This is a genomic window from uncultured Thermosynechococcus sp., from assembly GCF_937958135.1.
GTDB lineage: Bacteria > Cyanobacteriota > Cyanobacteriia > Thermosynechococcales > Thermosynechococcaceae > Thermosynechococcus.
In genome coordinates this window covers 1-24,082 of sequence record NZ_CALGOG010000056.1, presented here as the reverse complement: position 1 = coordinate 24,082, position 24,082 = coordinate 1, and the positions used below count along the sequence as shown (strand labels likewise).

Below are 24,082 nucleotides of genomic sequence, written 5' to 3'. Positions count from 1 at the left end.
TGCAAGCTGCTCACCGAGTGGCGCAACAGCGCCGATACCCAGTGGCTGGCGGATGCGCCGGTGCATCCGCTGCAACAGACGCTCAAGGACTTGGAACGGGCCTACAGCAACTTCTTCGCCAAGCGAGCCGACTTCCCGCGCTTCAAGAAGAAAGGCCGGTCGGACAGCTTCCGCTATCCCGACCCGAAACAGATCAAGCTCGACCAAGCCAACAGCCGCTGGTTTCTGCCCAAGCTGGGCGGGATTCGTTATCGCAACAGCCGCGAAGTGTTGGGCGTGGTGAAGAACATCACAGTGAGCCAGTCGTGCGGCAAGTGGTTCGTGAGCATCCAGACGGAGCGCGAGGTTGAGCAACCCATTCCGCAGGGTGGTGCAGTCGGTATCGACATGGGCATTGCCCGATTCGCCACGCTCTCGGACGGCACGTTCTACGCGCCGCTCCACAGCTTCAAGCGGCATGAGTCGCACTTGCGCAAGGCGCAGCAAGTGATGAGCCGCAAGGTAAAGTTCAGCAACAACTGGAGGAAAGCCAAAGCCAAAGTTCAACGCATCCATGCCCGCATTGCCAACACCCGCCGCGACTTCCTGAACAAGACCTCGACCGCAATCAGCAAAAACCACGTGATGGTGTGTATTGAGGACTTGCAGGTACGGAACATGTCCAAGTCAACGGCAGGCACGACCGAACAACCGGGTAGAAACGTTCGGGCCAAGGCTGGACTGAACAAGTCCATCCTGGATCAAGGCTGGTTCGAGTTCCGCCGCCAACTGAGCTACAAGCTGGCTTGGCAGGGCGACTGGTTGGTGGTAGTGGCACCCCAGAACACAACTCGCACCTGTCCGTGCTGTGGTCATGTGTCAGGGGACAACCGCCAAACACAAGGGCGGTTTTTGGGCGTGGCATAGGGTTTCGAGTCCAGTGCCGATTGGGTCGGTGCATCAACCTCCTGTCTTACGGGATGGAAATCCGGCGAGAGAACCCGCATGGCCTGGGGATCGAATCGCGCGGGCGATGGGAAGCAGGAACCCGTCGCAGTGAGTCAAGTGTAGATTGATACCACGCTTGGGTGCAGTACTTTGGTCTTCAGGCTGGGGAGGATGTCAAATGGATGTTTCCTCCCCCTGTGAGATGTTCTCTGCTTAGATTGCCTAGATCACAAATGTGGCTCCATCCCCTTGGGCGGCTTGCCAACTGCGGGCATCAAAGTACAAATCTTCTAGGGAAATACCGGCCAAGGCATCCTGCAGTTTTTGGTGCAGACGTTGCCAGAGACTCAAGGTCACCCAATCCGCTGTGCCATCTTCCGGTTGGGGGGGGTGCAAAAACAGGGGGGTCGGCGACTCACCAACGGCAGTGAGAATGTCCCGCAGGGAAATGGCGGCGGGGGGACGGGCAAGTTGATAACCCCCATAGACACCCCGCAGCGATCGCACCAAGCCTGCGCGCCGCAATTCAATCAAGAGTTTTTCTAGGTAGGGGGCAGGAATCTTTTGCCGCTCAGCAATGGCACGTACGGAGGCAGGCCCATAGTTGGGCAATAAGCTCAAATCCAGTAGCGCCTTGATACTGTAGTGGCCACGGGTGGTGAGGGTCACGCTGCTTTACCGATGGTGGTAATGTACAAAACTGCCTCTTCGGGGGGAATGCCCAGAAGATCGTTGACCTGATCGTCAAAGAAACCGCCAATGCCACTGACCCCTAACCCCAAAGCGGTGGCGGCTAAATTCAGCCGCTGTCCGAGGTGACCGGCATCCATGTGCAGGTAGCGATAGGCCCGTTCCCCATAGCGGGCGATCGCCCGTTCCAGATTGGCGGTATGGAAAATCACCACTGCGGCATCGCGCCCCAGATCTTGATTGAGGCAGAGGAAATGCAACTGTTCTTGAAAATTCTTGAAGCGAATCTGGCGCAGCTCATGCTCGGCCACAGCGTAGTAGTAGCAGCCCTCCTCGAGATCCCTGACCCGCGTCACCGCAATAAAGGTTTCCACCAAGGTCAGGTCAAAGAAGCTGGGGGCTTCGTCCAGTCCTTGTTCGCGATAGTCCTGAGGATGGTAAGCAAAGGTGAGGAGAGCCGCCAGTTCATCCCTCTCAATCCCTTGGCCACTGTACCGCCGGGTGGAGCGCCGCTGAAGCATGGTCTGCTCAAGAGCGGCTAAATTGTCTTGCCAATGAATGAGGGGTTTGCTCAAACTTACCCGCAGGCCAAAGGGGAAGTTATATTTACCGGGGGCGGGTTCAGCAGGCACTTCCATACTGCCTTTGGCAACGGTTGTTTCTGCTTTAGCCATGCCGTAGATAATCTCACTGTTGACCAGAGCACTGGCACGGTGACAGGCCTTGAGCAACTCACCACTGGCGATCGCCCCGTAGTCATAGCAGGTGGCAGAGGGTAAGGCAGAGGGAAAGGGGGGTAAGTTTTCTTCCACTTCTAGCAAATTGGCAAGAGCCACCACCGCCAACACCCCCTCCTGCTCCGGATTGAGATAGAGGAGTTCATTCATTTGGGCATCCACAAAACCACCAATGCAGTGAGCGCGAAAGTCATTGATATTGGCGGCCAGTTCCACATTCCCCAAAAGATGCCCAATGTCGAGACAAATGCGGCGATAGGCGCGATCGCCATAGCGCCAAGCGGAACGATAGAAAACCGCGGTGACAATCAGGGCAACGTGCGTCCTTTCCAACGCCGGATGCCACAGACAGGCAGCCTGTAATGCCGACCAAGAGTAGCTTTGCCACACCTGCCCAAGGGCATGGTCTTTCACTTGGTAGTGGTAAATGCCGGCGGGAATGGCGGTATCGTTGCGCGTGAGGAGATAGATCTCCGCCGGATATAGCCCACCGGCGGAGGGGGCTGCCCGCATATAAAAGGGCTGATCTGGATAGGGAACCACCCCGGTAATGCCATAGCTACAGTACAACAACCGTGAGAGTCGCTGCCAATGGGGGTGGGCTGTTCCCTTCTCAGGTTCTAAAAAGGGCTTTAGGGAAAAGGAATGACCCAGAGGATAGGTTTTGAAGGGGCTGGGCTGGCGACTAAAATCCAGCGGTGTAGCCTGTTGGGCTAAGTTTTCAGGGGCATACTTGGTGCGTTCGTGGTAGTGCTGTGCCAGAGAAAGCGGTTGAACCCCCATTGTGGTGCCTCACCAAGTTAAGAAAGCATTAAGGAATGTGAACTTGGCCAATAACTTCCCGTACAGTCAGAAAGGTTTAGGTAGAAATACTTAGTCACAATACAACACTCTCTATACCATTATGGCCAAATTGAGCAATGAGGAACTATTGGCAGCCTACGCAGCGGGGGAACGGGATTTTCGAGGAAGGGATCTGACGGGTCTGAGTCTCTTTGACACCAACCTGAGCGAGGCCGATTTTAGCAACAGTAATCTAGAGAATGCCTATTTGCCCTATTGCCAGTTAAATCGCATTCAGGCAACGGCTGCCAACCTCCGCCACAGTGAATTAGGGGATGCTCAGTTGTATCAAGCCAATCTGACGGCAGCGAATCTTGAGGGCGCCAGCCTGGTGCGAACCAATTTGCGGACGGCCAATTTGGAACGGGCAAACCTACAAGGGGCGAATCTGCAGGGGGCGGATTTGCGCTATGCCAATTTACGACAGGCGAATCTGCGGGGGGCAAACCTGCAACAGGCTAATTTAGAGCAGGCAGACTTAAGGGAAGCGCAGGTGCAGCGTTGTAACTTTTTTCGGGCCACGGGCGCCGATCTATCGGTTGCTGTGTGCGATCGCACCACCATCTATCCCGATGGCTATTTCTATCCCTGACTGAGGGTAATCAAGGTAACGGGATTGAGGGGCTGGAGGCGGTGGCCTTGCCCGAGGGGAACCGAGCGGCTAATTTGCACCTGCAGAAGCTGGGGGCGGAGTTGATGGGTCTGACACCACTGGAGAACTTGGCCTTGGTGTTCGAGGGTGGCGATCGCCAGTACGAGACGCCCACCGGGTTTCAACTGCGACCAGCAAAAGTCTAGATTAGCCAGTAACTGAGCACCACTGCCGCCAATAAACACGCGATCGGGTGGCGGTAAGCCACTGAGGCACTGGGGGGCTTCCCCTTGGAGGGGCAGGAGATTACCGAGGCCAAAAAGTTTGCGATTGCGTTCAATGAGTTGAAAGCCGATGGCAGTTTTTTCAATGGCATAGATGGTGGCTTGGGGGACAAGGCGAGCTATTTCCACAGCTACACTGCCGGTGCCGGCGCCCACATCCCAAACGGTTTCTACAGTCTTCGTGAGAGCCAATTCCGCCAAGGCCAGTACCCGCACCTCCCGCTTGGTCATCAAGCCGGGGCGATCGCTAAACGTGAAAAATTGATCATCCCCTAGGCCAAGAATAGGCTGTTCCCTGGGGGGCAGGCGCTGGGGTTGCCGCAGGAGCACCACCAGATTCAAGGGATGGACGGGCGGCAGTTCCCTCACCGGTTGGGCTAAGTCCCAGGGGAGAATGGCTTCGTCTTCGCTCCCAAGGGCTTGACACACCCACGCCCGATAGGTCACAGGCAGGTGCAAGGCTTGGTATAAGCGGCTAATGGCCGCAATATCGGCTTCGCCATCGGTATAAATGGCAATTTTTGCCACCCCCCGCTGCAACAGGGGCACCAACCCCGCCAAATCGCGACCATGGGCACTGTAGATGACCGCATCTTGCCAAGGGAGCTTGAGCCGGCTAAAGGCCAACTGCACCGCACTCAGGTGGGGATGAAACGTCAGCTGCTCGGGGGCAAAGACTTCCAAGAGCCAGCGTCCCAACCCGTAAAACAGAGGATCGCCACTGGTGAGAATGACCACCTGGGGGTCAGAGGTTGTTGCCAAGTGGGTTTGTATCGCCTTGAGAGTGGCATGAAAGTCCCGTAAAGAGAGGCGGGGGGTGTCTCCCTCTGGAATTAACTGCAAATGGCGATCGCTCCCCACCAAGAGCGTAGCCTTATAAATAATTTCCTGAGCTATTTTCCCCAAGCCTGCCAGACCCTCTAGGCCAATGCCCACCACATGAATTGGGGTCACACCGGCTCCTCGCTATAGGCCAACTCTAGGAGGGCATTCACAATTGCTGCTGCCACAGGGGATCCCCCCTTGCGACCGGCAACGCGAATTTGGGGCACAGGGAGTTGTGCCAAGGCAGTCTTTGACTCCACCACGTTGACAAAGCCCACGGGAACCCCAATAACGCCCGCCGGAGGTACAGGGGTCTCTTGCAGGCGATCGCACAGAGCCAAGAGCGCCGTTGGCGCATTCCCGATTACAAACAGACCAGAGGGCCATTGTTCCCAAGCCCGAATCATTCCTGCGGCGCTGCGGGTTTGACCAGCAGCAGTGTGGCTGCCATCATCCAGCGCGGTAATAATTGGGTTTTGAAAGGTACGGCTGACCATTGTTTGAATACCCACACTGACCATGGCCACGTCCGTAATAATCGGCACGCCTGAGCGCAAAGCTTGAGTCATGTGGGCGATCGCCCCCGGCGAAATTTCCAACAGTTCCTTTAACTCAAAATCGGCGGTGCTATGGATCATCCGCCGCAAAATTGCATAGCTAGGGGGATCGAAATTGTGAGCGCCGATCTCCCGATCAATGATAGCAAAACTGGCCTCGGCAATGGGATGTAGCAAAGACACGGGACTTTTGATAGAATAGCAAAACTGCCTAAACTAGGAGAGATGGCCGAGTGGTCGAAGGCGCAGCACTGGAAATGCTGTGTGGGGCAACTCACCGAGGGTTCGAATCCCTCTCTCTCCGTTCTAAGTTTATTACTTTGCTTGTACTTGAGGGCGCCCCTTGCAAGGCGGCGGAGGGAAGTAGCCGAGCTAAAATTAAGGAAGAAACTCAATGGCAGTCATCGCATAGCTAGAGGGTTTAAGGGTCTAAGTTCTACCGCTATCGAGGGGTCTGGATGATGCGTTTCTCCTCACTTCCTTTGGTGCTGATGGTTGGCACCCTTGCTGCCGCACCAGCCGTTGCAGATTCCAATGCCATTGGCACGATTCAGGTTAGCCCTGACTTGCGATCGGCCCTGCAGTCGGCGGCAGATTCTACCGCAACCATCAACGTCCTACAACAGGTGCGAGATAAGGTGGAAATTGAAAACAGCTTAGAGATTGCCCCTGTACCGCCTCGCCCTGCTCCCCAAGTATATCGGCAATTTGAGGAACCCCGCCGCCGCGGCATTGGTTTCCGGGTTGGCATTTAGCGGGGGCTGGCAGCCTGCTTGGCAGCATGAAGCTGGCCATTGTATTGCTGCAATAGGGCTTGAGCGGCAAGGGCATCTAATCCTGTCCAATGCATGAGCAGGGCACGTTTCACGTGGTAGCTACTGCGTTCAAGGAGATCTGCTGCTGCTGCGCGGTCAATCCCTGTGAGATCCGTAAGAATCCGCAGGGCACGATCCAAGAGCTTACGATTTGTGACCGCCACATCCACCATGCGGTTGCCATAGACTTTGCCTAACTGCACCATTACGCCGGTGGAAATGATATTCAGTGCCATTTTTGTGGCCGTACCGGCTTTCAAACGGGTGGATCCCGCCAGGAGTTCAGGCCCTACCAGCAGACGAATGTCAATGTCGGCAGCCCGCTGCACCTGCTCCGAGGGAACGCAGGCGATAAAGACCGTCAGTGCCCCCACTGCTTGAGCGGCATCGAGGGCGCCATGCACATAGGGAGTCGTGCCCCCGGCGGTAATGCCAATCACCACATCTTGGGCAGTAATCTGGCGATCGCCCACCACCGCCACCCCATCCTCGTAGCGATCCTCAAGGCCTTCGGAGCTGCGCACAAGGGCTGCTTCTCCCCCCGCCAGAATGCCCTGCACCAAATCAGGAGGGGTACAAAAGGTGGGTGGACATTCGACAGCATCTAAAACCCCCAAGCGACCACTGGTGCCTGCCCCCACATAAAAAAGCCGACCTCCTTGGCGGAGACGGTCTGCGGTGGCGGCAATGGCTTGGGCTAGAGCTTCCCGCGCTTGGGCAATTGCCTTTAGGGTCTGGGCATCTTCGCGATTAAAGAGATCAACCAGTTCTAGGGGAGTGAGCTGATCCAGATGCTGGCTGGCGGGGTTAACCTGCTCGGTTAAGAGATGGCCACGATTGGGGAGTTCTGAGTGGGCTGTCATGGCCGTGCTGAAATTTCTGCCATTTCAATCACGGTGCCCTCGTAGTCCTTCACAAGGAAATTGAGGGGGCGATCGCTGCGCAGTTTGTAGCGCAACTGCCGCCGTTGAATCCGCTGCAACAGGAGTTCCAAGCACTCCCGGTCAAAGCAGACATGGCGCTGACGGTTGCGTTCCCCCTTGCTGGCACCGCTAATCACGTGCAGTTGCGTGTTTTTCTTGAGTTGGTACCATAGACCATCACCGGGGCTAGGGCGCTTGGGGCTGCTGTAGCTCAAAGCCGAGGGCACATAGAGGGGATCCAGCGAGGCCACACCAAGGGTTTGCTCATAGTTGTAGTAATAGTGCAGCGGCACCTCGGCAATGGGTAAGTTTAACTCCTGCTCGTAGAACTGCTGCGCGTGCTCCAGATCCGAAACCATGATCGTATAGACTTTGGGGGCACTGGACAAAAAGAGCCACATTGCCCCTGCGTAGCCCATCAGCAGCATGATCATGATCCCTTGGGTGGAGAATACCCCATCCCAGAGACCATCCAGCCAAGCAAACAAAGGAGGAGTCAACAGCATGCCAATGTTCTAGAAAAGTTTCCTTTTATTGTAGTCAACAGAACTCATCCTAGGTTATTCATCGGCAAAGATATAGTCGTAGAGTTCTTCGGGCTGCGGCTCAGGACTTTCCTCGGCAAAGGCCACCGCATCCTCGACAATGGCTTGTACTTTTTGCTCAATGGCACGCAGATCTTCGTGAGTGGCAAGTTCTTGCTCCACAAGGTAAGCACCCAGCTTTTTGATGGGATCGCGCTTCAGCCAAAATTCTTTCTCTTCTTTGGAGCGCAGTTCATCGGGATCGGCGAGCGAGTGACCGCGGAAACGGTAGGTCAAGGCTTCAATCAGGGTAGGGCCTTCACCCGCACGGGCACGGGCGATCGCTGCCTCGGCTACGGTGCGCACTGCCAGCACATCCATGCCATCCACTTCCTCGCCCACCATGCCAAAGACCTTGGCCTTCTTGTAAATTTCCGTTTGGGAGCTGGCGCGCTCATGGGCCATGCCGATCGCCCACTTGTTGTTTTCCACCACAAACAGAATCGGCAATTTCCAGAGTGCCGCCATATTCAAGCACTCAAAGAACTGGCCATTATTGGTGGCACCATCGCCAAAGAAACAAGCTGTAACCTGATCAGCCTGGGCATCGCCCATCACTTGACGGCGGTACATCGTCTGAAACGCGGCGCCCAGTGCTACGGGAATGCCCTCAGCTACGAAGGCAAAGCCCCCCAAGAAATTGTGCTTGGCGGAAAATAAGTGCATTGAGCCACCTCGACCCTTGCTACAGCCTGTGGCCTTGCCAAAGAGTTCGGCCATCACCTCACGGGCAGGAACACCGGCACTGAGGGCATGGACGTGATCGCGATAGGTACTGCACACGTAATCATCAGAACGCATAGCTTTGATCACGCCTGTGGAGACAGCTTCTTGACCGTTGTAGAGGTGGACAAAGCCAAACATCCGCCCCCGATAGTACATTTCGGCACACTTATCTTCAAAGGTGCGCCCCAGTACCATATCTTCATAGAGCATTAACCCTTGCTCGCGGGTAATCGTAGTTTGGGGAATGGACAAAGAGGGCAGACTACGCTCTTGAACCATAGCAGGCAGTGATCAACCTAGGGTAAACGCCGTACCAACAGGGCAAGCCGCCGTTGGCATCCCCCTATTTTACTCAAATTATGCCTGCTAAATAGAGGATTCTTTTAATCAAACTAAATCAGTCCCCCTGCCCCTTGCTGCTCTGCGCTTGCTAAAAAGTCCTGTAGATCGCTATGGGATTGCCAAGGCAGTTGCCAAGCCTCTTGCCGGCTGCGGCTCCAAAAGGAGGTGGGAGAGATGTGGGCGGCAGCCATTGCCTGTGGGTTAAAACGTTGTGCTAGGGCCGTTTCAGTCACAGATTGCAGTGTTTGAGGCCGAGCCTCCACCTGCCGGCGATTGAGGAGACGGGGCGCCCTCTCCGGCCAGTCTTCAGAGGTAACTTCTGTTCCCCCTTTGGGGGAGTAACACCTAACTGCCCAAAAGGAAGGCAATGAGGCACAAGCCATAGAGGAGACCAAACTTCACGGCATTGAGAATTTCGCCAAAGAGCGTCTGCCGCAATTTCCAGCGATCGCCATAGAACAAGGCACTAACCACTTCAGCAACAATTACCACAATGGAGGAGGCGAGAATGTCTAAGTAACCCAGTTGACCCGCGCTAGAGGAAACCGCCAAGCCTAAAAATATGCCAAAGAGAACCGCAATACTGAGGGTTGCCAGCCGTCGCCACGGATTTTTTAACTGCTCCTGAATTCCAGCGCCCAAGCGATCAAGCAGGGTATTGAGGCGGGTTTGCTGCATATACTCAAGATGGGCTAAGGTTGCTACAGTGGGCAGAAAGTCAATGCTTGCCAGTATATGCTAAGTCGTGTTGCCGATGCGCTCTATTGGTTAAATCCCTACATTGAGCGGGCGGAGAATATTGCGCGCTTTGTTGATGTGGCTCTGAACTTGAAGAAGCGACTGGATTTGCCCATGCGCCTTTTGAGTCAATGGCATCCTCTGGTATCAATAACAGGGAATTTGCCCTTTTTTTCTTTCAGGAATACTATGGCATTACTACTGCCGAAAATGTGATTCGCTTCCTTCCTTTTGGCAATTGATGGGATTCTTCATCAAGGCATGCATGAGTTCCTCGAGCACGTGCAGCAGCAGATGAATGAAGTGGATAGGCAGATTTTTCAAACGTTCTTTGCTTTAGGGTCTCTATAGATTGCCTAGGGTAACAATTTTAATTGAGCTGAGGCTAGAGCGGCCGTATTTGTTCCTGTCTGGGGCGATCGCCCCCTGGTTATCTGATATAAGATCCCTAAAAACGGCCAACAAAATTAGAGACTTCCCTAGGGCTGACGGTGGGCTTGATGCTGCCTGAGGTATTGGCGCCCGTTTTGAATCACCGCTAGCATTTCCTTGAGCTGGCGTTCCATTTCCGCAAGGGTGCGATCGGCATAGGCATCGGCTTCCTGTTGCCGCTCTTGGCACTCCTGGCGGGTCAGTTGGCGCAGATGGGCGAGTTCTTTTTCCGTGTTTTGCCGTAGTAAATTGATTTCCTCAATCGCACGCTGGCGCATGAACTCCACTTCTTGCTGCACCTGCTGGCGGATTTTCTGGGCTTCTAGTTCCGCTTGCTGGCGAATCCGTAGTTCATCGGCAATTTGGGCAGCGCGTTGCTCTGCGGCGCGGATAATTTCTTGGGCACGGTGCTGGGCTTGTTTAATGATCTCATCTCGCTGATTGAGAATCCGCTGAGCCGTTGTGACCGATTCAGGAATGACCTGCTCAATTTGCGCTAAATGGTTAAGGAGCTGCTCTTCGTCAATGAGCTTGCGCCCCGTCAGTGGGATCTTCGTCCCTTCGAGAATGATCAGTTCTTCCAGCTTTTGCAGTTGTTGCAGCAGTTGCAAGGAGGTCGAAGGAACATTACAGGCCTCGTTTACTGCAGTGTTGGTGGAGATGGGATCGGCGTTTGAGTAAAGCATGCTTCTAAATCCTTGGCAACGGTGGCTGGTACTAGATGACGAACATTACCGCCAAATCGGGCAATTTCTTTTACTAAGCTACTACTTAAGAAACTATACTCATTGGACGTGGTGAGGAACACGGTTTCAATTTCTGGCCAGAGGCTTTTATTCGTGTGGGACATCTGAAGTTCATATTCAAAGTCCGACAGAACCCGCAGCCCTCGCAGGAGAACCGTTGCCCGTTGCGATCGCGCGTACTCCACCGTCAGGCCATCAAAGGCATCCACCCGTACATTTTTCAGGTGGCCTGTTGCCGCCTGGACTTGTTTGATGCGTTGGCTGACGCTAAAGAGAGCTTTCTTCTGGGGGTTGTGGGCGATCGCGACGATGACTTCGCTAAACAGACGAGCCCCCCGCTCAATAATATCCAAGTGCCCTAGGGTAATGGGATCAAAGCTTCCGGGATAAACAGCAAGCATAAGCAGCTCAATGACAAGATGAGACGTTAAACAGCATCGAGGGAATGCGTAAGACGATCATCGCCGATTTCTAGGAGCAGCGCATACCCTTGCTAGATCGGCAGACCCTCCGCGATCGCTCAGAATTTTTTTCAAAAGCACTGTATCTTCACTATCGGCTCTGCAACCAATACCCCCAAGGGAAATGTAATGATCCCTACACCTGTGCAGAAATAGAGCAACTGCAATTAATAAAAATTTAATGTAAAAACTGTAATCGCAATATAAAAAGATAAATTATTATTACAACTTTACCGACATCAGCTGTAGTCCTAGCTACCAAATTTCGGCTTAATGTAAAGTATTGTAAACAGTTTCTTAAATTTTGCAGTGTCATGTAGTGGCTATGTTACAGAATGGTGACTGAACAACTGTTTGTATCAGCCAATACTTGACGACCCCAGATCTCAGCATTTATAACAAAAATGTATTTGATAAAACGCACACTTAAGGTTCTCTTCGATTCGAGGGCACACTTTCATTTGAATACAGGAAATTAACCTCTAAACCTAAAGTGATTGGTATTCCTGGATGATCATTAGTTTTTTGAATAACTATTTAGTTTTATTAACTCACTTCACTTCCCCAGCTACTGCGTTTGTTAAATAAGTATTAAGCGCCATCCTTTATTTATTTTCTTTTTGCACATCCGAAAGTACGCACATATCACGTGCCTCTCCGCTTTTTGGTGCTATGTACCGTCCTGATTATGAGGGTTCCTGCTATGAATATTTCCCCGGTTAGTCGCCACTATTTGCGGCGCTTACTAGCAGAACATCCCGCCATTCAGTCCTATGTGAACCGTGACACACATCCACTGGGCATTGAGGAAAAATACCTAGAGCGTTACATCCACTTAGATCATTTAACATATCCACAAATTAATCAGCTAGAATTTCTCATTGAGTTACATCAAAAAATAAAGGTTAACGAGCCACATCAAACCCAGCAGCTTCAACAGATTGAGCAGAAAATTTTTGACCTCATTGGTCTTGAACTGCCTGTTTCTTACAATGCTTTAGCAGATTTGATGTCTTTCTTTAGTCAGGTTGCGAAAACCCAAGAGCAGATCCCTAGGCGCAGTGTGAACTATGAATCTGTAAACCTTGCTGATTACTACGAATACTGTCGGCGAATTACAGAAGTAACAGTGCGCTACCTTGGCAAAATGATTGTCACTAACTATTGGCTATTGACACAACCCCGTGAAAGCTGGCTGGCAAAAATTCAAGTAGATCAGTTCCACAACCGTAACTTCACGCCCCATGATCAACTTTTAACTAACCATGAAGCAGAAACCTTGCAGCGATGGATTCGTGATTTTATTCAGCATTGCTGTCGCGTGCTGCCCACGCTGCCGCGCCTTCTCTTGGCAGCGGGGATTCCTTCCCACTTGCTCTACGAGCTTATTCGTTGATCCTTAGGTGATGCCTAAAACTGGCTTCTTTAGAGGGAGACAGAAGATATAAAAACAAATGATAATATCAAAAAAATATCTTGAGGTGTTTCCTGTTTTGTTCAAAGTCGGAGGTTCCTATGAACATGTCAATTTCTCCTTTTGCTCGCTACTACCTAAGAAAGCTACTGTTAGCTCAGCCAGCCCTTCAAGACAAAGGGAGGAATTGCAGGAACAATGGAGAAGAAAGTGCCGATGCTTATCTTAAGCTAGAGCATCTAACTCATCCACAAATCAATGAATTAGAATTCCTTGCTGAATTACATCAAAAACTTAAGAATAGTGAGCCATCCCAAAGTGAGCAACTGCAAAAGATCGAGGATAGAATTTTTGAATTGCTGGGCATCCAGTTGCCGGTTTCCAACAATGCCTTGACGGAAATGATGGCATTTTTTAGCCAAGTGGCCAATACCCAAGAAGGTGTGGATTCATCCACAAAAATTTCCACAAAAACTAATAAAGCAACAACCTTAGAAGAATACTACCGGTATTTTCAGACTATCACCGCCGTTGCCGGCCGCTACCTTGGCAAAATGATTGTAAAAAACTATTGGTTGGCTACCCGTCCACAGCAGAGTTGGCTTGCGCAAATTTCGGTGGAGCAGTTCCAGAAGCCTGACTCCCTTCTGCACAGCAGCAATCAACAGTTAACTCCTCAACAGCAGAAAATCCTTCAAGAGTGGATTTGTCAATTTATCCGTCAGTGTTCTCGTATCTTGCCCATCTTGCCTCAACTCCTGTTGGCAGCCGGCGTACCCCCCTACCTATTGTGTCACTTGGTTAATCCCACAGCCCCTAAGGCATCAGCAACTGAAAGGGTAGAAGTAGGTTCCTCAGGCAAGGAGGAAGTAGCATTGCTAACTCCGAGGCCTCTCCATAAATGACACGCTGCCGACTGGGAAGATCAATCGCCAGGGAAAGGGGGAGGTTTTTCCCAGAGTGCTGCTCAACGATCAGAATCTGATTCCGTCGTTTGCTGGCGAGGGCATAGCCGAGTTCCAACGCAATCGGAGGGGGCAACTGGCCATTCTCAGCCGCTGTGCCATCGGCGATAAACAGGAGCGAGCGACGCAATTGCGTAATCACGGGACGATCCAAACGCAGAGGAGCAGTATCTGAGCGTGGGCTTTCGACTACTTCCAAGGGGAAGCGACTGGGAGTATTGGTTACAAATGCTTTGAGGGCGGTGCGAATCTCGTCGCTACTGGGGCTATCTGCGGCACTGAAAAAGAGGGTAGGCTCCAAGTAACTCAGGCGATCGCTCTTGATGAAGTAGATTTCGTGACTAAGGATATCAATGTTGGCGATTGTATAGCTGCCACTCCCTTCAATGTAAAATTCCACTGTTTCGCCAAGGCGATAGCGCTGAAACCACTCCGAGCGCTGGACTGTTGCTAAGTCATCGAGAAAATCTGCCCGCAATGCTGTTTTCAGCAAGCTACTTTTATTGAGCCGTAGATCGTGGGGGCGTTGCTCGATCTGGTCGAGGGGTTCATACTGCGGTAGGTACCATGCCCGCAGCACAATAATGGCCATTAAAACATTCCAAACAGAGACTGCAAATAATAATAAACCATGGGTAGATTGGGTTCTACGGATGTAGGAGAGAGGCAATGACAGCAAAATTACTGCTGGTGGACGATGAACCGGGGGTGCGCGAGGCGGTAACGGCCTATTTAGAGGACAGTGGCTTTGAGGTGACGGCGGTGGCCAATGGTCAGGCGGCTTTGGAGTACCTAGAGACCAATGTACCCGACCTGATTATTACAGACATCATGATGCCGCAGATGGATGGCTATGCCTTTTTGGAAAAAGTACGCCAACAGCCCCATCTCAACCACATTCCTGTCATCTTTCTCACAGCGCGCGGCATGAAGCGCGATCGCATTCAGGGCTATGATGCTGGCTGTGATGCCTACCTAGCCAAACCCTTTGACCCCGATGAACTGGTGGCCATTATTAAAAATCTGCTGCGGCGCCAAGCGGCTGCTCGCGATGAGGCAGAACCCAATTTGGCCAACCTCGCCCAACAAATTGCCGAACTGCGGGCAATGCTCGTCCAACAGGGCAAGCGCAATCCCACTACTCCCCCGCTTCAACTGGATCTCACCCCCCGCGAAGCCAGTGTCCTGCAATTGGTGGTCAAGGGACTAATGAATAAAGAAATTGCCAGCCAGCTCAATACCAGTGTTCGCAATATTGAAAAGTACGTGAGTCGCCTCTTTGTAAAAACAGGCACCAGCAGCCGCACAGAACTTGTACGCTTTGCCCTTGAACATGGCTTAGCTGACTAATTTAGAGGGAGGGATCATTTTGCCAAAACCAGTCGGCAATGCCGGGCTTGGCTTTTTCCGTTGCTGTGGGGTTGAGGAGGATAATGGCTTGGCGGAGGTGGGGGGAGAGCCGTCGCTGTACCCGCTGGGGAATGCCATCCCCAAAATAAACGTGACCCCGACCCGTCAACACCACAATCAGGCGATTAGGATCTTGCTGATGATGCTTGGCAATGACTTTGGCCATCGTTTCATCCCAAAGGACTTGGGCTTGGTAAAAAAAGTCAAAATTGAGACTGTGACTCACCCCTTGATGGGCAGCAGTAAAAATTTCCTTCAGGCGATCGCGATAGGCGGTGTTGCTTAAATCAATGTCCGTCAGGGGCGGAATATAGCGAAAATCGTCTCCTTCTAAGCTCCTTAGGCCTTGACGGGCCACTTGGCGGGTGATTTCGCTGGGGGTATTGAGGGCAATCAGGGGAATTTGCTGCTCCTTGGCAAAGCGAAAAATCGGCGCATACAGCGACCAAGGAAAGCCCCACCGCTGGGCGTATTGGGTTTGCTCCAGCAACTCCATTTCGGTAATCTCACCCGCAATGTAGGCATCGAGGGCAGCTTGAAACGGCCGCTGAATCATTTCAAGGGCGATCGCCAGTGGGCGACCCCGCCGCTGTAACTCCTGCAAAATTTGTACTTGTGCCTGATGATCGGCCACCCTATCGTGGGTCTCACCCAAATAGAGGATGTGTTTTTGCTCCCAGTCGGCATAGGCTCTTTGCACAGGAACTGATTCATTGCCCCGCCAGACCTGCTGCGCCTTCACACTGCAGGTTCCCGCCAAAAAGAGGGCGATCGCCAAGCTCAGTGCCAAGGGATGCCAAGACCGCCACACCGCTAAGCGACCCACACACCGTCCAAGGGGGGATGCCAAACGATAAAATATCTGCCAAGATCGAAATGGAGTCGTTAACGATGTGGTAACGACAATCATCTTCTGTGCGTTCCCCATTGGGTTCAACCCCGTTATCCAACCCTGAAACACCTATGCAATCTCCCTATCCACTTAAACTCAGTGACCCTGCGGCCAGTGACGTCAGTTCCACCCATCCTGAACTGAATGGTAACGCACTGGTGAAATCGGAGACGACCTCTACAGAAGTGGTGAAGGCGGAAGTTCGCTTGAGTGACCCCCGCGCCGAAGCACTGCGGCAAATGTTGGAACGCCATCGCGGGACGCGGCAGTTGATTATTCTCCAAGATTTTCCTGACCCCGATGCCCTGTCTTCGGCCTGGACCTATAAGCTCATTGCCGAGCAGTTTGAGATTCAGTGCGATATTGCCTACGCCGGTACCCTCAGCCATCAAGAAAACATTACCTTGGTGCGGCTGACGGGGATGCCCCTTGTGCGCTGGTCAGTGCAAGGGACGAAAAATAAGGATCAGCGGGACTGCTCCTGCTACCAAGGCTACGTCCTCATTGACAACCAAGGCACCACCAGTCAATTGCTCCCCATGGTGCAGGAGGCCGGCCTACCGGCGATCGCCATTATTGACCACCACAGTCTCCAAGAAGCTATTCAAGCCGAGTTTACAGACATTCGGCCAACGACCCGCGCCACGGCAACCATCTTTACCCAATACCTGCAGGCGGGACTGCTCACCCTCGACAGTAGCAACCCGGTTCACGTAAAATGCGCCACTGCCCTCATGCACGGCCTACGCTCCGACACCGATTGCCTGAAACAGGCGAAAGAAGAGGACTTTCTGGCAGCCGCCTTTCTGAGTCGTTTTATTGATTATCAACTGCTGAACACCATTTTGCAGTCCCACCGCTCGAAACAGGTGATGGACGTCATCGAGCGATCGCTAAAAAATCGCTCCATTCACAACAATTTCTCAATTTCTGGCGTGGGCTATATCCGCTATGAAGACCGCGATGCCATTCCCCAAGCGGCTGATTTCCTTGTTACTGAAGAGAATGTTCACACCGCTGTCGTCTATGGTCTGGTTCACGACGAAGATGAAGAGGTGGAACTGATTATTGGTTCGCTGCGCACGACGAAAATTACCCTAGATCCTGACGAATTTATCAAAGAGGCCTTTGGTAAGGATGGCCAAGGGCGCTTCTTTGGTGGGGGTCGCTCCCAAGCCGGCGGGTTTGAAATTCCCGTGGGCTTCCTGTCGGGTCTCAATGAAAATCCAGAATACGCTAAACTCAAGTGGAGTGTTTACGATACCCAGATTAAGCAGAAGCTCCTTCACCTCGTTAATCCCAAGAACAATGTCCTCCACGGTACGGAGTAGGGCACTGTTCCCACTCCTCAAGTTTTAGGCCTTTATGAGGGAACTAACGGTCTTTTTTTTCCGCCACGGGATTGCGGTTGAAGCGGCGGTCTTTGAAGGCAGTGATGGCGATCGCCCCCTGACGGCCAAAGGCGAAAAGAAAACCCAGCAGATGGCGCGGCGGTTGCTGGATCTGGGCATTGAGGCAGAACTCATTCTCTCCTCACCGCTGCTGCGGGCACGGCAAACGGCAGAAATTCTCCTTGAAGTGGGGGTTGCCCCCGATTTAATGATTTCTGAGCTGCTGGCGCCGAGTGGCAGCTTGCAGGAATGGCTCCATTGGCTCAGTCACTGGCGTCAAGAACATGAAGGGCCTTTGATTGCCGTGGGTCATGAACCCAATCTCAGTCACTGGGCAGAACTGCTCATCTGTGGCAAAGCCTTGGGGCACATCCAACTCAAGAAGGCGGGCATTATCGGCCTGAAGGTGCCCGCAACCGATCCCTTGGGGAATAGCCAACTCTTTTGGTTGACACCTCCCAAGTTTTTGCTCAACAGCAATGGGATTGCCTGACTACAGGCATCTTGCCGATGCTGCGCCATCCCTCTCCCTAAAGCGACAAAATAGAAGTACGGCCTGCCACAGGATGGAACTGTGAATTCTGAGTCGAACATTACGGCGCATTTACCCCCACATCTTCTCCGTTGGCTGGATGCCTATCAGCGGGAGCATCAATTTCCTAGCCTTGAAGTGGCAATTGTGGACATTGTTTGTAAGTTTTATGCCCAAACGGAGCGTTTGCCTGAGCGAGTGGCAGAGTTAGAGCAACAGGTCAATGCTCTTAGCCGTGAAGTAATTCATCTGCGCCAACAACTGCCCGAAACCTACGATCGCCTGCGGGAGCAGTTGGCAGCGGTACGCCTCAGTCATTCTGGCATTCTCCACAATTTGCGCGATCGCCTCGAAGCCTTAGAAGCGGAAGTCTTTGCCAATCCCCCTAGCGCTGCTGACGCAGAGGCTGATAGTTGAAGAGTTCCTCCAAGGTAGCAAGCAAATCAACTTTTACAAACGTGATTTGATTCTCGGTATTGAGGCCAAACTGCCAGGCCACATTGACACTAAAGAGAGGGAGTTTAGCTTTGCCCACTAACCGATAGCAGCGCTCTGTTCCCTCTTGTGCCAACAATTCTCCTTTGCGGGGTTCTGCCCGCATACCCGCGGCTTCAAGGTGGAGATAGTGGGCGATCGCTCCCCGCCCAATGATCGGCTCCTCAAAGGGCGGATAGAGAACTCCCTCCTCGGCAAAGAGGGCGGCCACCTCTTCATAGCGTTCGTCATTGAGGGCAGCAAAATAGGCAATCAGCGTTGGCTCATCAATGCCGAGAAGGGGACTCCCTTGAACAGAATGGGGCATTCTTTAACATCCTCAGTGGTTTGAAGCGAGATAAAAAAGGGAGCACGTTGCCCCCTTGTGTAACCCATGGCATCTTCATTAGACAGCAAGCGGATCCACACCCATGGCGACCACGGCATTCCGCAGGACGGTAATTTGTTGACCAAAGTCAAGGGCTTTGATAGCTTCAAACACGCGCTCGGCATCGCGGCTGAGGGTATAACCGGGGGGCACGGGCACCACAAACCCCTGTTTCATCAGTTCTGCCAATTGGTACCAGAAGGCGAGCTTGGTGTTGGGACTAAAGACGCCGTAGGCGCGGGTGAGAGGGGTATCCACATTGGCCACCAAGTCACGCATGAATTGCAGTTGATCATCAAAACTGAGTGCTTTGACCTGATTGAGCAGCCCTTCCGCCAGTTGTAGGCGAGCCGTGCCGGGGGCGGCGGCTGTAATCGAACGACCCGTTTCGGTGTAGATGAACCACAGAAGGCCTAGTTTGTCATCCACGCTCAGGCAGTTGAAGAGAGTGGTGACCTCTTGCACCGCTGTGGCCAGTGTTGAGGGTGTGAAACGAGTATCGGTTGTGTAGGTCATACAGCTTCAGAGAGATTGAACGTCTAGCAGGTTGCCATGCTTATCTCTGCCTCCTAATCAAGAGTATGTTACATATCTTCATAAATTGCAACAGAATTTTATAAATACCGCCAATAAGTCTATTTTATAGACTCCCAGAATAGATTGAAATAAATACTTTGCGACAACCTTCCCGAGGGCAAAACAGGGGGTTGCTTTGGAAACCAAGGCAAAAAGATACCCAGAACACACAGAGGCAACTGTTACAAATGTTAGGATTGCTTCTGTTTTCAGAAAATGATGGCTGTGGCTCGACCAACCCTTTACGTGGCAATCACCAATCATGGTTTTGGGCATGTGGCGCGGACAACGGCCCTGGTGAATGCCATTCGCCGTCAGGTGCCGGATCTGTTGCCCTTAATGGTAACGGCTGCTCCCTATTGGTTGTTGCAGACAAATTTGGAGGGGGAATTTATTCATCGTCCCCGTGCCCTTGATCTGGGGGTGGTTCAGCGGGATAGTCTGCACATGGATTTGGCGGCAACCCGTGCCAAGCTTTTGGAACTGCGGGCGGCTGCCCCTGAGTTAATCTGCGCAGAGGCCGAGTTTATTCGGCAAAATCGGGCGCAGTTGGTCTTAGCCGATATTCCGCCATTGGCTGTCGCGATCGCCCATGCGGCCGGCGTGCCCTGCTGGATGGCCAGTAATTTTGGCTGGGATTTTATCTATCGCTCCTTTGGGGATGACTTTGTTGAGATTGCGGATTGGGTGAGTGATCTCTATAGCGGCTGCGATCGCCTGTTTCAACTGCCCTTTGCTGAACCGCTAGCGGCCTTTCCCCACAAGGAACCCGTGGGCCTGACGGGAGCCGAGCCGCGCTTTGAGCCGGCGGAGTTGCGGCAGCGCCTTGGTCTTGTGACCCCCCGCGATCGCACGGTTTTACTGACCTTTGGGGGGTTGAGTCTAGAAGCAATTCCCTATGCGGCCCTTAGGGACTTTCCCGACTGGCAGTTCCTCACCTTTGACAACACTGCACCGGCGGACATGCCAAACCTGATCAAGCTCTGTGGTCGTCAACTGCGTCCAGTAGATGTCATGCCCCTCTGTGGACGGGTGGTCTCCAAGCCCGGCTATGGTACCTACGCAGAGGCTTGTCGCTTGGGGGTACCCGTGGCAACGATTCGCCGTGATGATTTTGCTGAAGGGCCAGTGTTGGTAGCGGGATTGCAGGCACACCACTACCATCAAATCCTGAGTCATGAAGAATTCTTTAGCGGCAATTGGCAGTTTTTGCGGGCAGAACCGCAGCCGCCCCAAGACCCGACTCCCCTAGACTGCAATGGAAATTCTACAATTGCCACCGCCGTTGCCTATTATTTGAATAACCATTCCTACTCGTCACCGTGAGTCTTTTTGGATGGCGAACCGCCTCGCCGCTAAAAAAGGCGTGGCAACTCTATCAGCAACAGGACTGGCAGGGGGCACAGCAGTGGGCACGCCAGAGTGTTCAGAAAACCCCCCAGCCAGAAGCCTACTATCTTTTGGGCTTGAGTGCAGAACAATTGGCGCAACCCCTAGAAGCCAAAAGTGCCTATGAACAGGCGATCGCCCTTGATCCGTGGTATGCCCCTGCCCACTATCGGCTGGCCATTGTGCTCCACGATGTCCTTCAGCAGCCGGCCGCGGCTCTGCCTCACTATCAGCGTGCCCTTGAAGTTAGGCCGGAGTGGGTAGAAGCCCACAGCAACCTGGGCAATGCCTATCTGGATTTAGGAGAGACTGAGCAGGCGATCGCCTGTTACCGCCAAGCCCTGTCTTTGAATCCCGACTTGCCCACGACGTTGTATAACTTGGGACTGTGCCTGCACTCTCAGGGGAAACTCACAGAGGCCAGTGCTTGCTATGAACAGTCCCTCTTCCTGGAAGCCGGCCAAGCCGATGTCCACAATAACCTGGGCAGTGTCTATCTGGAACTGAAAAACTATGAGGCAGCGGTTCGCCACTTTCAAGCGGCCCTGAGCGCCAATCCGGAACTGCTGGCCGCTCTCTACAATCTGGGCTATGCTTTGCAGCTCCAGGGGAACCTCGCAGCGGCGCGCGATCGCTATCAAGAAGTCCTACTGCGGGACAATAAACATCAACAAGCACTCCTGCAACTGGGTCAAATTTGCCTCAGCGAAGCCGACTTTAGCGGAGCAATTGGTTACTACCAACGCTGTCTGAGTCTTGACCCCCTCAATGCCCCTGCCCACGCCGGCTTGGCCACCGCGCTTCTGGAAATAGGCAATCCGCAAGCTGCCCTCCACCACTTTCGCCAAGCGGTTGCCTTAGACCCCCAAGCGGCAGACGTGCGCCTCAACTTTGCCCTGGTGCTGCTACTCTTGGGGCACTTTCAGGAGGGATGGCGAGAATACGAATGGCGCTGGCAGCAACCCAGCGGTGGCTTGCGCACCTATCCGCAGCCGCGCTGGCAGGGTCAGTCTCTTGAGGGAAAAACGCTTTTTATCTATAGCGAGCAGGGGCTGGGGGACTGTATTCAGTTTGTGCGCCTCCTGCCCTTCATGGCGCGGCGTGCCCAACGGGTCATTTTTGCCGCTTATCCACCCCTACTGCGTCTTTGTCAGACGTTGCCGCGCATTGAGGTGATTAGCACCGAGGACACGCCTCCTCCTTTTGACTATCACACCCCTCTCCTGAGTCTGCCCCGCTACTTGGGCATTGATCAGGATCACTTTCCCAAGTTCAAGCCCTATTTCCCTTTGCCGGCCCACCCACCCCACAGCATCTTTCATGTTTCTAAACCTCGGATTGGCCTAGTCTGGGCAACCCGCAGTCAAACGCCAAGCGCGGCTCGGCGCTCCTGCGCTCTTGAGCACTTCCTACCGCTGCTGCGGGAATTTGATGTTCAGTGGTATAGCCTGCAAAAGGAGCGATCGCCAGAAGAAGCAGCACAACTGCAGCAGGCGGGGGTGATTGACTGCCAGTCCTATATGGGGGATTTTCTGGATACGGCGCTTTTAATCCAACAATTGGATGCAGTGGTTACAATTGACACGGCTGTGGCTCATCTTGCCGGAGCGCTGGGGAAACCCCTGTGGATTCTGCTGCCCTTTGTGGCCGATTGGCGGTGGCTTTGGCAGCAGTCGCGATCGCCTTGGTATCCGTCAGCGCAGTTAATTCGTCAGCCGCAGCGGGACGATTGGCAAGGGGCGATCGCCCAATTGCGCACTGCGCTTCAAGCGCGCTACCCAAGGATCAGCCATGGGGTATCCAATTGAGGACAAATTAGTGATTGCTGTGGCCTCCAGTGCCCTGTTTGATCTGACGGAGTCCGATGCAGTATTCCAAAACGAAGGCACGGAAAAATACCGCCAATTTCAGCGGGAGAGGAAATACGATGTGCTGCCCAAGGGGGTGGCATTTCCCTTTATTCGCCGCTTTTTGAATCTGAATCGCGCCTATCCCGAGCAGGAGCCAGTGGAGGTGGTTCTCCTGTCCCGCAATGATCCAGATACTGGTCAGCGGGTCTTTTACTCAATTCAACACTACGGTCTGAACATTACCCGCGCCGCCTTCTTGGGCGGAAAATCTCCCCATCCCTACATTCCTGCTTTCAATGTGTCCCTGTTTCTCTCTGCCAATGCAACGGATGTGCAGCAGGCCATCAAAGCGGGCTATCCGGCGGGCATGGTCATTCCTTCGCCGATTACCGACCATGAAGAGGATGCCGAGTTGCGTATTGCCTTTGACTTTGACGGCGTACTGGCGGATGATGAAGCCGAGGCCGTATTTCATCAGGGGGATTTGGAACAATTTCATGCCCATGAACTGCAAAAGGCCAACATTCCCCACAATCCGGGACCATTAAGTGATCTGTTTAGGAAACTGGCCGCCTTTCAACAGTTGGAGATGGCCAAAGAGCAGCAGGATGCCAGCTATCAGCGGCTGTTACGGATTGCGATTGTAACGGCACGCAATATCCTTGCCAGTGAACGGGTGGTCACCACCCTCAATAGTTGGGGCGTCATGCCTGATGAAACCTTTTTCCTTGGCGGTATGGAGAAATTACGGGTGCTCAAGCAACTCAAGCCACATATTTTCTTTGATGATCAATTGACCCATCTAGAATCAGCAGCGGGTTCAATTCCCTCAGTACATGTCCCCTTTGGTGTTCGCAACTGTGACATTCTCCCTCACTAAGTCAAGCTCACTAGGTCAAGGGTGCAGTGCTATCGTGGCAGGATCCTTGCGGCATTTATTATGGGCAGACCTGAGGCCCATTCATCTGGACAACCCAAACATCTAGCTCGCGATCATCAAGTTCAAGTTTGCCACCGGCAGTAACAACGCTGCCCACCCTAAGAACGCCATTGCGCAGGGCAGATTTTGCAGACATCGAGTAGGGCGATCAACATTCCTGCCACCACTAATGCCAATATCAACCAACGCAACCACATGGCACACGTCCTCAAATATAATTGTTTTCAACAATTTGACCGGCGATCGCCCTTGGAGGTTCAGTCGGAAAGTTGCTCCCCTCCCAAAACAAATCGGCCAAGTCAGCCTAAAATACACATACACACAAAAAAAGGTCAGTGTTGTTGCCACTGACCCTTGCATAGATAAGGATGAGTCAGGTTTCTGGGAGTACATTGCTAATTAGCGGGGAACAATGACAGGACGGACTTGAACCCCCCAAGAACCTAGCGTACCCGTATTACAACCCCCTTGGCGCCCGATCGCCCCAATTTGAATTGAGTGATTCCCCTGTTGCCAGTTGTCACCAATGGGCAAAAAGGCTGAACGGTTGGGGCCAAGGAACTCCGTTTCGACCCGCTGTCCCTGACGATTGGTGGTGAAATATTTCACTTCCGAGCAGTGGGTAGCAGGCGCGGTGAC

Annotated in this window: 27 protein-coding genes, 1 tRNA gene and 2 pseudogenes; 14 read left to right on the top strand and 16 right to left on the bottom strand. The window is 53.0% G+C overall.

The genetic code is table 11. From position 1 onward, the window contains the following. A pseudogene (locus Q0711_RS07140) lies at positions 1-903 on the top strand (transposase); the annotation flags it as partial. A 246-nt stretch (positions 904-1,149) separates the two neighbouring features. Here the strand turns inward: Q0711_RS07140 and Q0711_RS07135 are convergent. Then, entirely contained in the window at positions 1,150-1,596 is a 447-nt protein-coding gene (locus Q0711_RS07135; protein WP_298616086.1) for an Rrf2 family transcriptional regulator, read from the bottom strand. After that, positions 1,593-3,137, bottom strand: a complete 1,545-nt coding sequence (locus Q0711_RS07130) for a SagB/ThcOx family dehydrogenase (protein ID WP_298616088.1) — start codon at positions 3,135-3,137, stop codon at positions 1,593-1,595. Before Q0711_RS07130 ends, Q0711_RS07135 begins: the two co-directional genes overlap by 4 nt. 121 nt (positions 3,138-3,258) lie before the next feature. On the opposite strand from Q0711_RS07130, the gene Q0711_RS07125 reads away from it, so the two are divergent. Continuing rightward, positions 3,259-3,789 (top strand): pentapeptide repeat-containing protein, encoded by a 531-nt coding sequence (locus tag Q0711_RS07125; protein ID WP_298616090.1) that lies wholly within the window; start codon positions 3,259-3,261, stop codon positions 3,787-3,789. Here the strand turns inward: Q0711_RS07125 and cbiE are convergent. Beyond that, positions 3,780-5,027, bottom strand: a complete 1,248-nt coding sequence (gene cbiE / locus Q0711_RS07120) for a precorrin-6y C5,15-methyltransferase (decarboxylating) subunit CbiE (RefSeq protein ID WP_298616993.1) — start codon at positions 5,025-5,027, stop codon at positions 3,780-3,782. The two genes, Q0711_RS07125 and cbiE, sit on opposite strands and share 10 nt — an antisense overlap. After that, a complete protein-coding gene (locus Q0711_RS07115) occupies positions 5,024-5,638 on the bottom strand; it encodes a cobalt-precorrin-8X methylmutase (protein ID WP_298615145.1) in 615 nt (204 codons plus the stop codon). The genes cbiE and Q0711_RS07115 overlap by 4 nt, the downstream gene beginning before the upstream one ends. 36 nt (positions 5,639-5,674) lie before the next feature. On the opposite strand from Q0711_RS07115, the gene Q0711_RS07110 reads away from it, so the two are divergent. Next, a tRNA-Ser gene (locus Q0711_RS07110) sits at positions 5,675-5,759 on the top strand. A 154-nt stretch (positions 5,760-5,913) separates the two neighbouring features. Beyond that, complete coding sequence (locus Q0711_RS07105; protein ID WP_298615142.1) at positions 5,914-6,210, top strand: hypothetical protein; 297 nt, start codon at positions 5,914-5,916, stop codon at positions 6,208-6,210. Here the strand turns inward: Q0711_RS07105 and murQ are convergent. The 5 genes from murQ to Q0711_RS07080 form a co-directional block, all read right to left on the bottom strand. Next, positions 6,207-7,133: an N-acetylmuramic acid 6-phosphate etherase gene (gene murQ / locus Q0711_RS07100; protein WP_298615140.1), complete on the bottom strand. Its 927-nt coding sequence runs from the start codon at positions 7,131-7,133 to the stop codon at positions 6,207-6,209. The genes Q0711_RS07105 and murQ overlap by 4 nt on opposite strands. After that, positions 7,130-7,699, bottom strand: coding sequence for a glyoxalase-like domain protein (locus tag Q0711_RS07095; RefSeq protein WP_298615137.1), 570 nt, complete (start codon positions 7,697-7,699; stop codon positions 7,130-7,132). The genes murQ and Q0711_RS07095 overlap by 4 nt, the downstream gene beginning before the upstream one ends. Positions 7,700-7,753: 54 nt before the next feature. After that, positions 7,754-8,782, bottom strand: coding sequence for a pyruvate dehydrogenase (acetyl-transferring) E1 component subunit alpha (gene pdhA, locus Q0711_RS07090; RefSeq protein WP_298615135.1), 1,029 nt, complete (start codon positions 8,780-8,782; stop codon positions 7,754-7,756). 113 nt (positions 8,783-8,895) lie between these two features. Beyond that, the gene (locus tag Q0711_RS07085) at positions 8,896-9,228 is read right to left on the bottom strand and encodes a DUF1877 family protein (protein WP_298977042.1); all 333 of its coding nucleotides are present in this window, start codon (positions 9,226-9,228) and stop codon (positions 8,896-8,898) included. Next, entirely contained in the window at positions 9,191-9,523 is a 333-nt protein-coding gene (locus Q0711_RS07080) for a DUF565 domain-containing protein (RefSeq protein ID WP_298615131.1), read from the bottom strand. Before Q0711_RS07080 ends, Q0711_RS07085 begins: the two co-directional genes overlap by 38 nt. A gap of 57 nt (positions 9,524-9,580) precedes the next feature. On the opposite strand from Q0711_RS07080, the pseudogene Q0711_RS07075 reads away from it, so the two are divergent. Then, positions 9,581-9,822, top strand: a pseudogene (locus tag Q0711_RS07075) (alpha-E domain-containing protein); the annotation flags it as partial. A 240-nt stretch (positions 9,823-10,062) separates the two neighbouring features. Here the strand turns inward: Q0711_RS07075 and Q0711_RS07070 are convergent. Both Q0711_RS07070 and coaD read right to left on the bottom strand, forming a co-directional pair. Continuing rightward, entirely contained in the window at positions 10,063-10,701 is a 639-nt protein-coding gene (locus Q0711_RS07070; RefSeq protein WP_298615124.1) for an ATP synthase F0 subunit B, read from the bottom strand. Continuing rightward, on the bottom strand, positions 10,656-11,162 hold the full coding sequence (gene coaD / locus Q0711_RS07065) for a pantetheine-phosphate adenylyltransferase (RefSeq protein WP_298615121.1): 507 nt from the start codon (positions 11,160-11,162) through the stop codon (positions 10,656-10,658). The genes Q0711_RS07070 and coaD overlap by 46 nt, the downstream gene beginning before the upstream one ends. A gap of 763 nt (positions 11,163-11,925) precedes the next feature. Here coaD and Q0711_RS07060 point away from each other — a divergent pair. Together Q0711_RS07060 and Q0711_RS07055 are read left to right on the top strand one after the other, a co-directional pair. Further along, positions 11,926-12,618: a hypothetical protein gene (locus Q0711_RS07060; RefSeq protein WP_298615119.1), complete on the top strand. Its 693-nt coding sequence runs from the start codon at positions 11,926-11,928 to the stop codon at positions 12,616-12,618. Between the two features lie 119 nt (positions 12,619-12,737). Next, positions 12,738-13,541 carry a hypothetical protein gene (locus Q0711_RS07055; protein WP_299042089.1) on the top strand — a complete coding sequence of 268 codons (804 nt, stop codon included), beginning with the start codon at positions 12,738-12,740 and terminating at the stop codon, positions 13,539-13,541. Here the strand turns inward: Q0711_RS07055 and Q0711_RS07050 are convergent. After that, positions 13,453-14,193: a hypothetical protein gene (locus Q0711_RS07050; RefSeq protein ID WP_298615115.1), complete on the bottom strand. Its 741-nt coding sequence runs from the start codon at positions 14,191-14,193 to the stop codon at positions 13,453-13,455. The two genes, Q0711_RS07055 and Q0711_RS07050, sit on opposite strands and share 89 nt — an antisense overlap. Before the next feature lie 77 nt (positions 14,194-14,270). Between Q0711_RS07050 and Q0711_RS07045 the strand changes: the two genes are divergently transcribed. Further along, on the top strand, positions 14,271-14,951 hold the full coding sequence (locus tag Q0711_RS07045; RefSeq protein ID WP_298615112.1) for a response regulator transcription factor: 681 nt from the start codon (positions 14,271-14,273) through the stop codon (positions 14,949-14,951). Between the two features lies 1 nt (position 14,952). On the opposite strand, the gene Q0711_RS07040 is transcribed toward Q0711_RS07045, so the two are convergent. Continuing rightward, complete coding sequence (locus Q0711_RS07040) at positions 14,953-15,861, bottom strand: ChaN family lipoprotein (RefSeq protein ID WP_298615109.1); 909 nt, start codon at positions 15,859-15,861, stop codon at positions 14,953-14,955. 113 nt (positions 15,862-15,974) lie between these two features. On the opposite strand from Q0711_RS07040, the gene Q0711_RS07035 reads away from it, so the two are divergent. The 3 genes from Q0711_RS07035 to Q0711_RS07025 all read left to right on the top strand — a co-directional run bounded on the left by Q0711_RS07035 (position 15,975) and on the right by Q0711_RS07025 (position 18,243). Beyond that, positions 15,975-17,234, top strand: coding sequence for a bifunctional oligoribonuclease/PAP phosphatase NrnA (locus Q0711_RS07035; RefSeq protein WP_298615107.1), 1,260 nt, complete (start codon positions 15,975-15,977; stop codon positions 17,232-17,234). Between the two features lie 34 nt (positions 17,235-17,268). Further along, positions 17,269-17,787, top strand: a complete 519-nt coding sequence (gene sixA, locus Q0711_RS07030) for a phosphohistidine phosphatase SixA (RefSeq protein ID WP_298615105.1) — start codon at positions 17,269-17,271, stop codon at positions 17,785-17,787. 81 nt (positions 17,788-17,868) lie between these two features. Further along, entirely contained in the window at positions 17,869-18,243 is a 375-nt protein-coding gene (locus Q0711_RS07025) for a hypothetical protein (protein WP_298615103.1), read from the top strand. Here the strand turns inward: Q0711_RS07025 and Q0711_RS07020 are convergent. Beyond that, the gene (locus tag Q0711_RS07020) at positions 18,212-18,628 is read right to left on the bottom strand and encodes a nuclear transport factor 2 family protein (protein WP_298617816.1); all 417 of its coding nucleotides are present in this window, start codon (positions 18,626-18,628) and stop codon (positions 18,212-18,214) included. The two genes, Q0711_RS07025 and Q0711_RS07020, sit on opposite strands and share 32 nt — an antisense overlap. A gap of 78 nt (positions 18,629-18,706) precedes the next feature. Then, positions 18,707-19,204: an orange carotenoid protein N-terminal domain-containing protein gene (locus tag Q0711_RS07015; protein ID WP_298615098.1), complete on the bottom strand. Its 498-nt coding sequence runs from the start codon at positions 19,202-19,204 to the stop codon at positions 18,707-18,709. 285 nt (positions 19,205-19,489) lie between these two features. On the opposite strand from Q0711_RS07015, the gene Q0711_RS07010 reads away from it, so the two are divergent. The 3 genes from Q0711_RS07010 to Q0711_RS07000 are packed head-to-tail and all read left to right on the top strand — an operon-like array spanning position 19,490 to position 23,383. Then, on the top strand, positions 19,490-20,590 hold the full coding sequence (locus Q0711_RS07010; RefSeq protein ID WP_298615096.1) for a glycosyl transferase: 1,101 nt from the start codon (positions 19,490-19,492) through the stop codon (positions 20,588-20,590). After that, positions 20,587-22,461 carry a tetratricopeptide repeat protein gene (locus Q0711_RS07005; RefSeq protein WP_298617812.1) on the top strand — a complete coding sequence of 625 codons (1,875 nt, stop codon included), beginning with the start codon at positions 20,587-20,589 and terminating at the stop codon, positions 22,459-22,461. The genes Q0711_RS07010 and Q0711_RS07005 overlap by 4 nt, the downstream gene beginning before the upstream one ends. Further along, the gene (locus Q0711_RS07000) at positions 22,445-23,383 is read left to right on the top strand and encodes a 5'-nucleotidase (protein ID WP_298615091.1); all 939 of its coding nucleotides are present in this window, start codon (positions 22,445-22,447) and stop codon (positions 23,381-23,383) included. The genes Q0711_RS07005 and Q0711_RS07000 overlap by 17 nt, the downstream gene beginning before the upstream one ends. Positions 23,384-23,842: 459 nt before the next feature. Here the strand turns inward: Q0711_RS07000 and Q0711_RS06995 are convergent. Continuing rightward, a partial coding sequence (locus tag Q0711_RS06995; protein WP_299042084.1) for a hypothetical protein occupies positions 23,843-24,082 on the bottom strand: 240 nt, incomplete at its 5' end.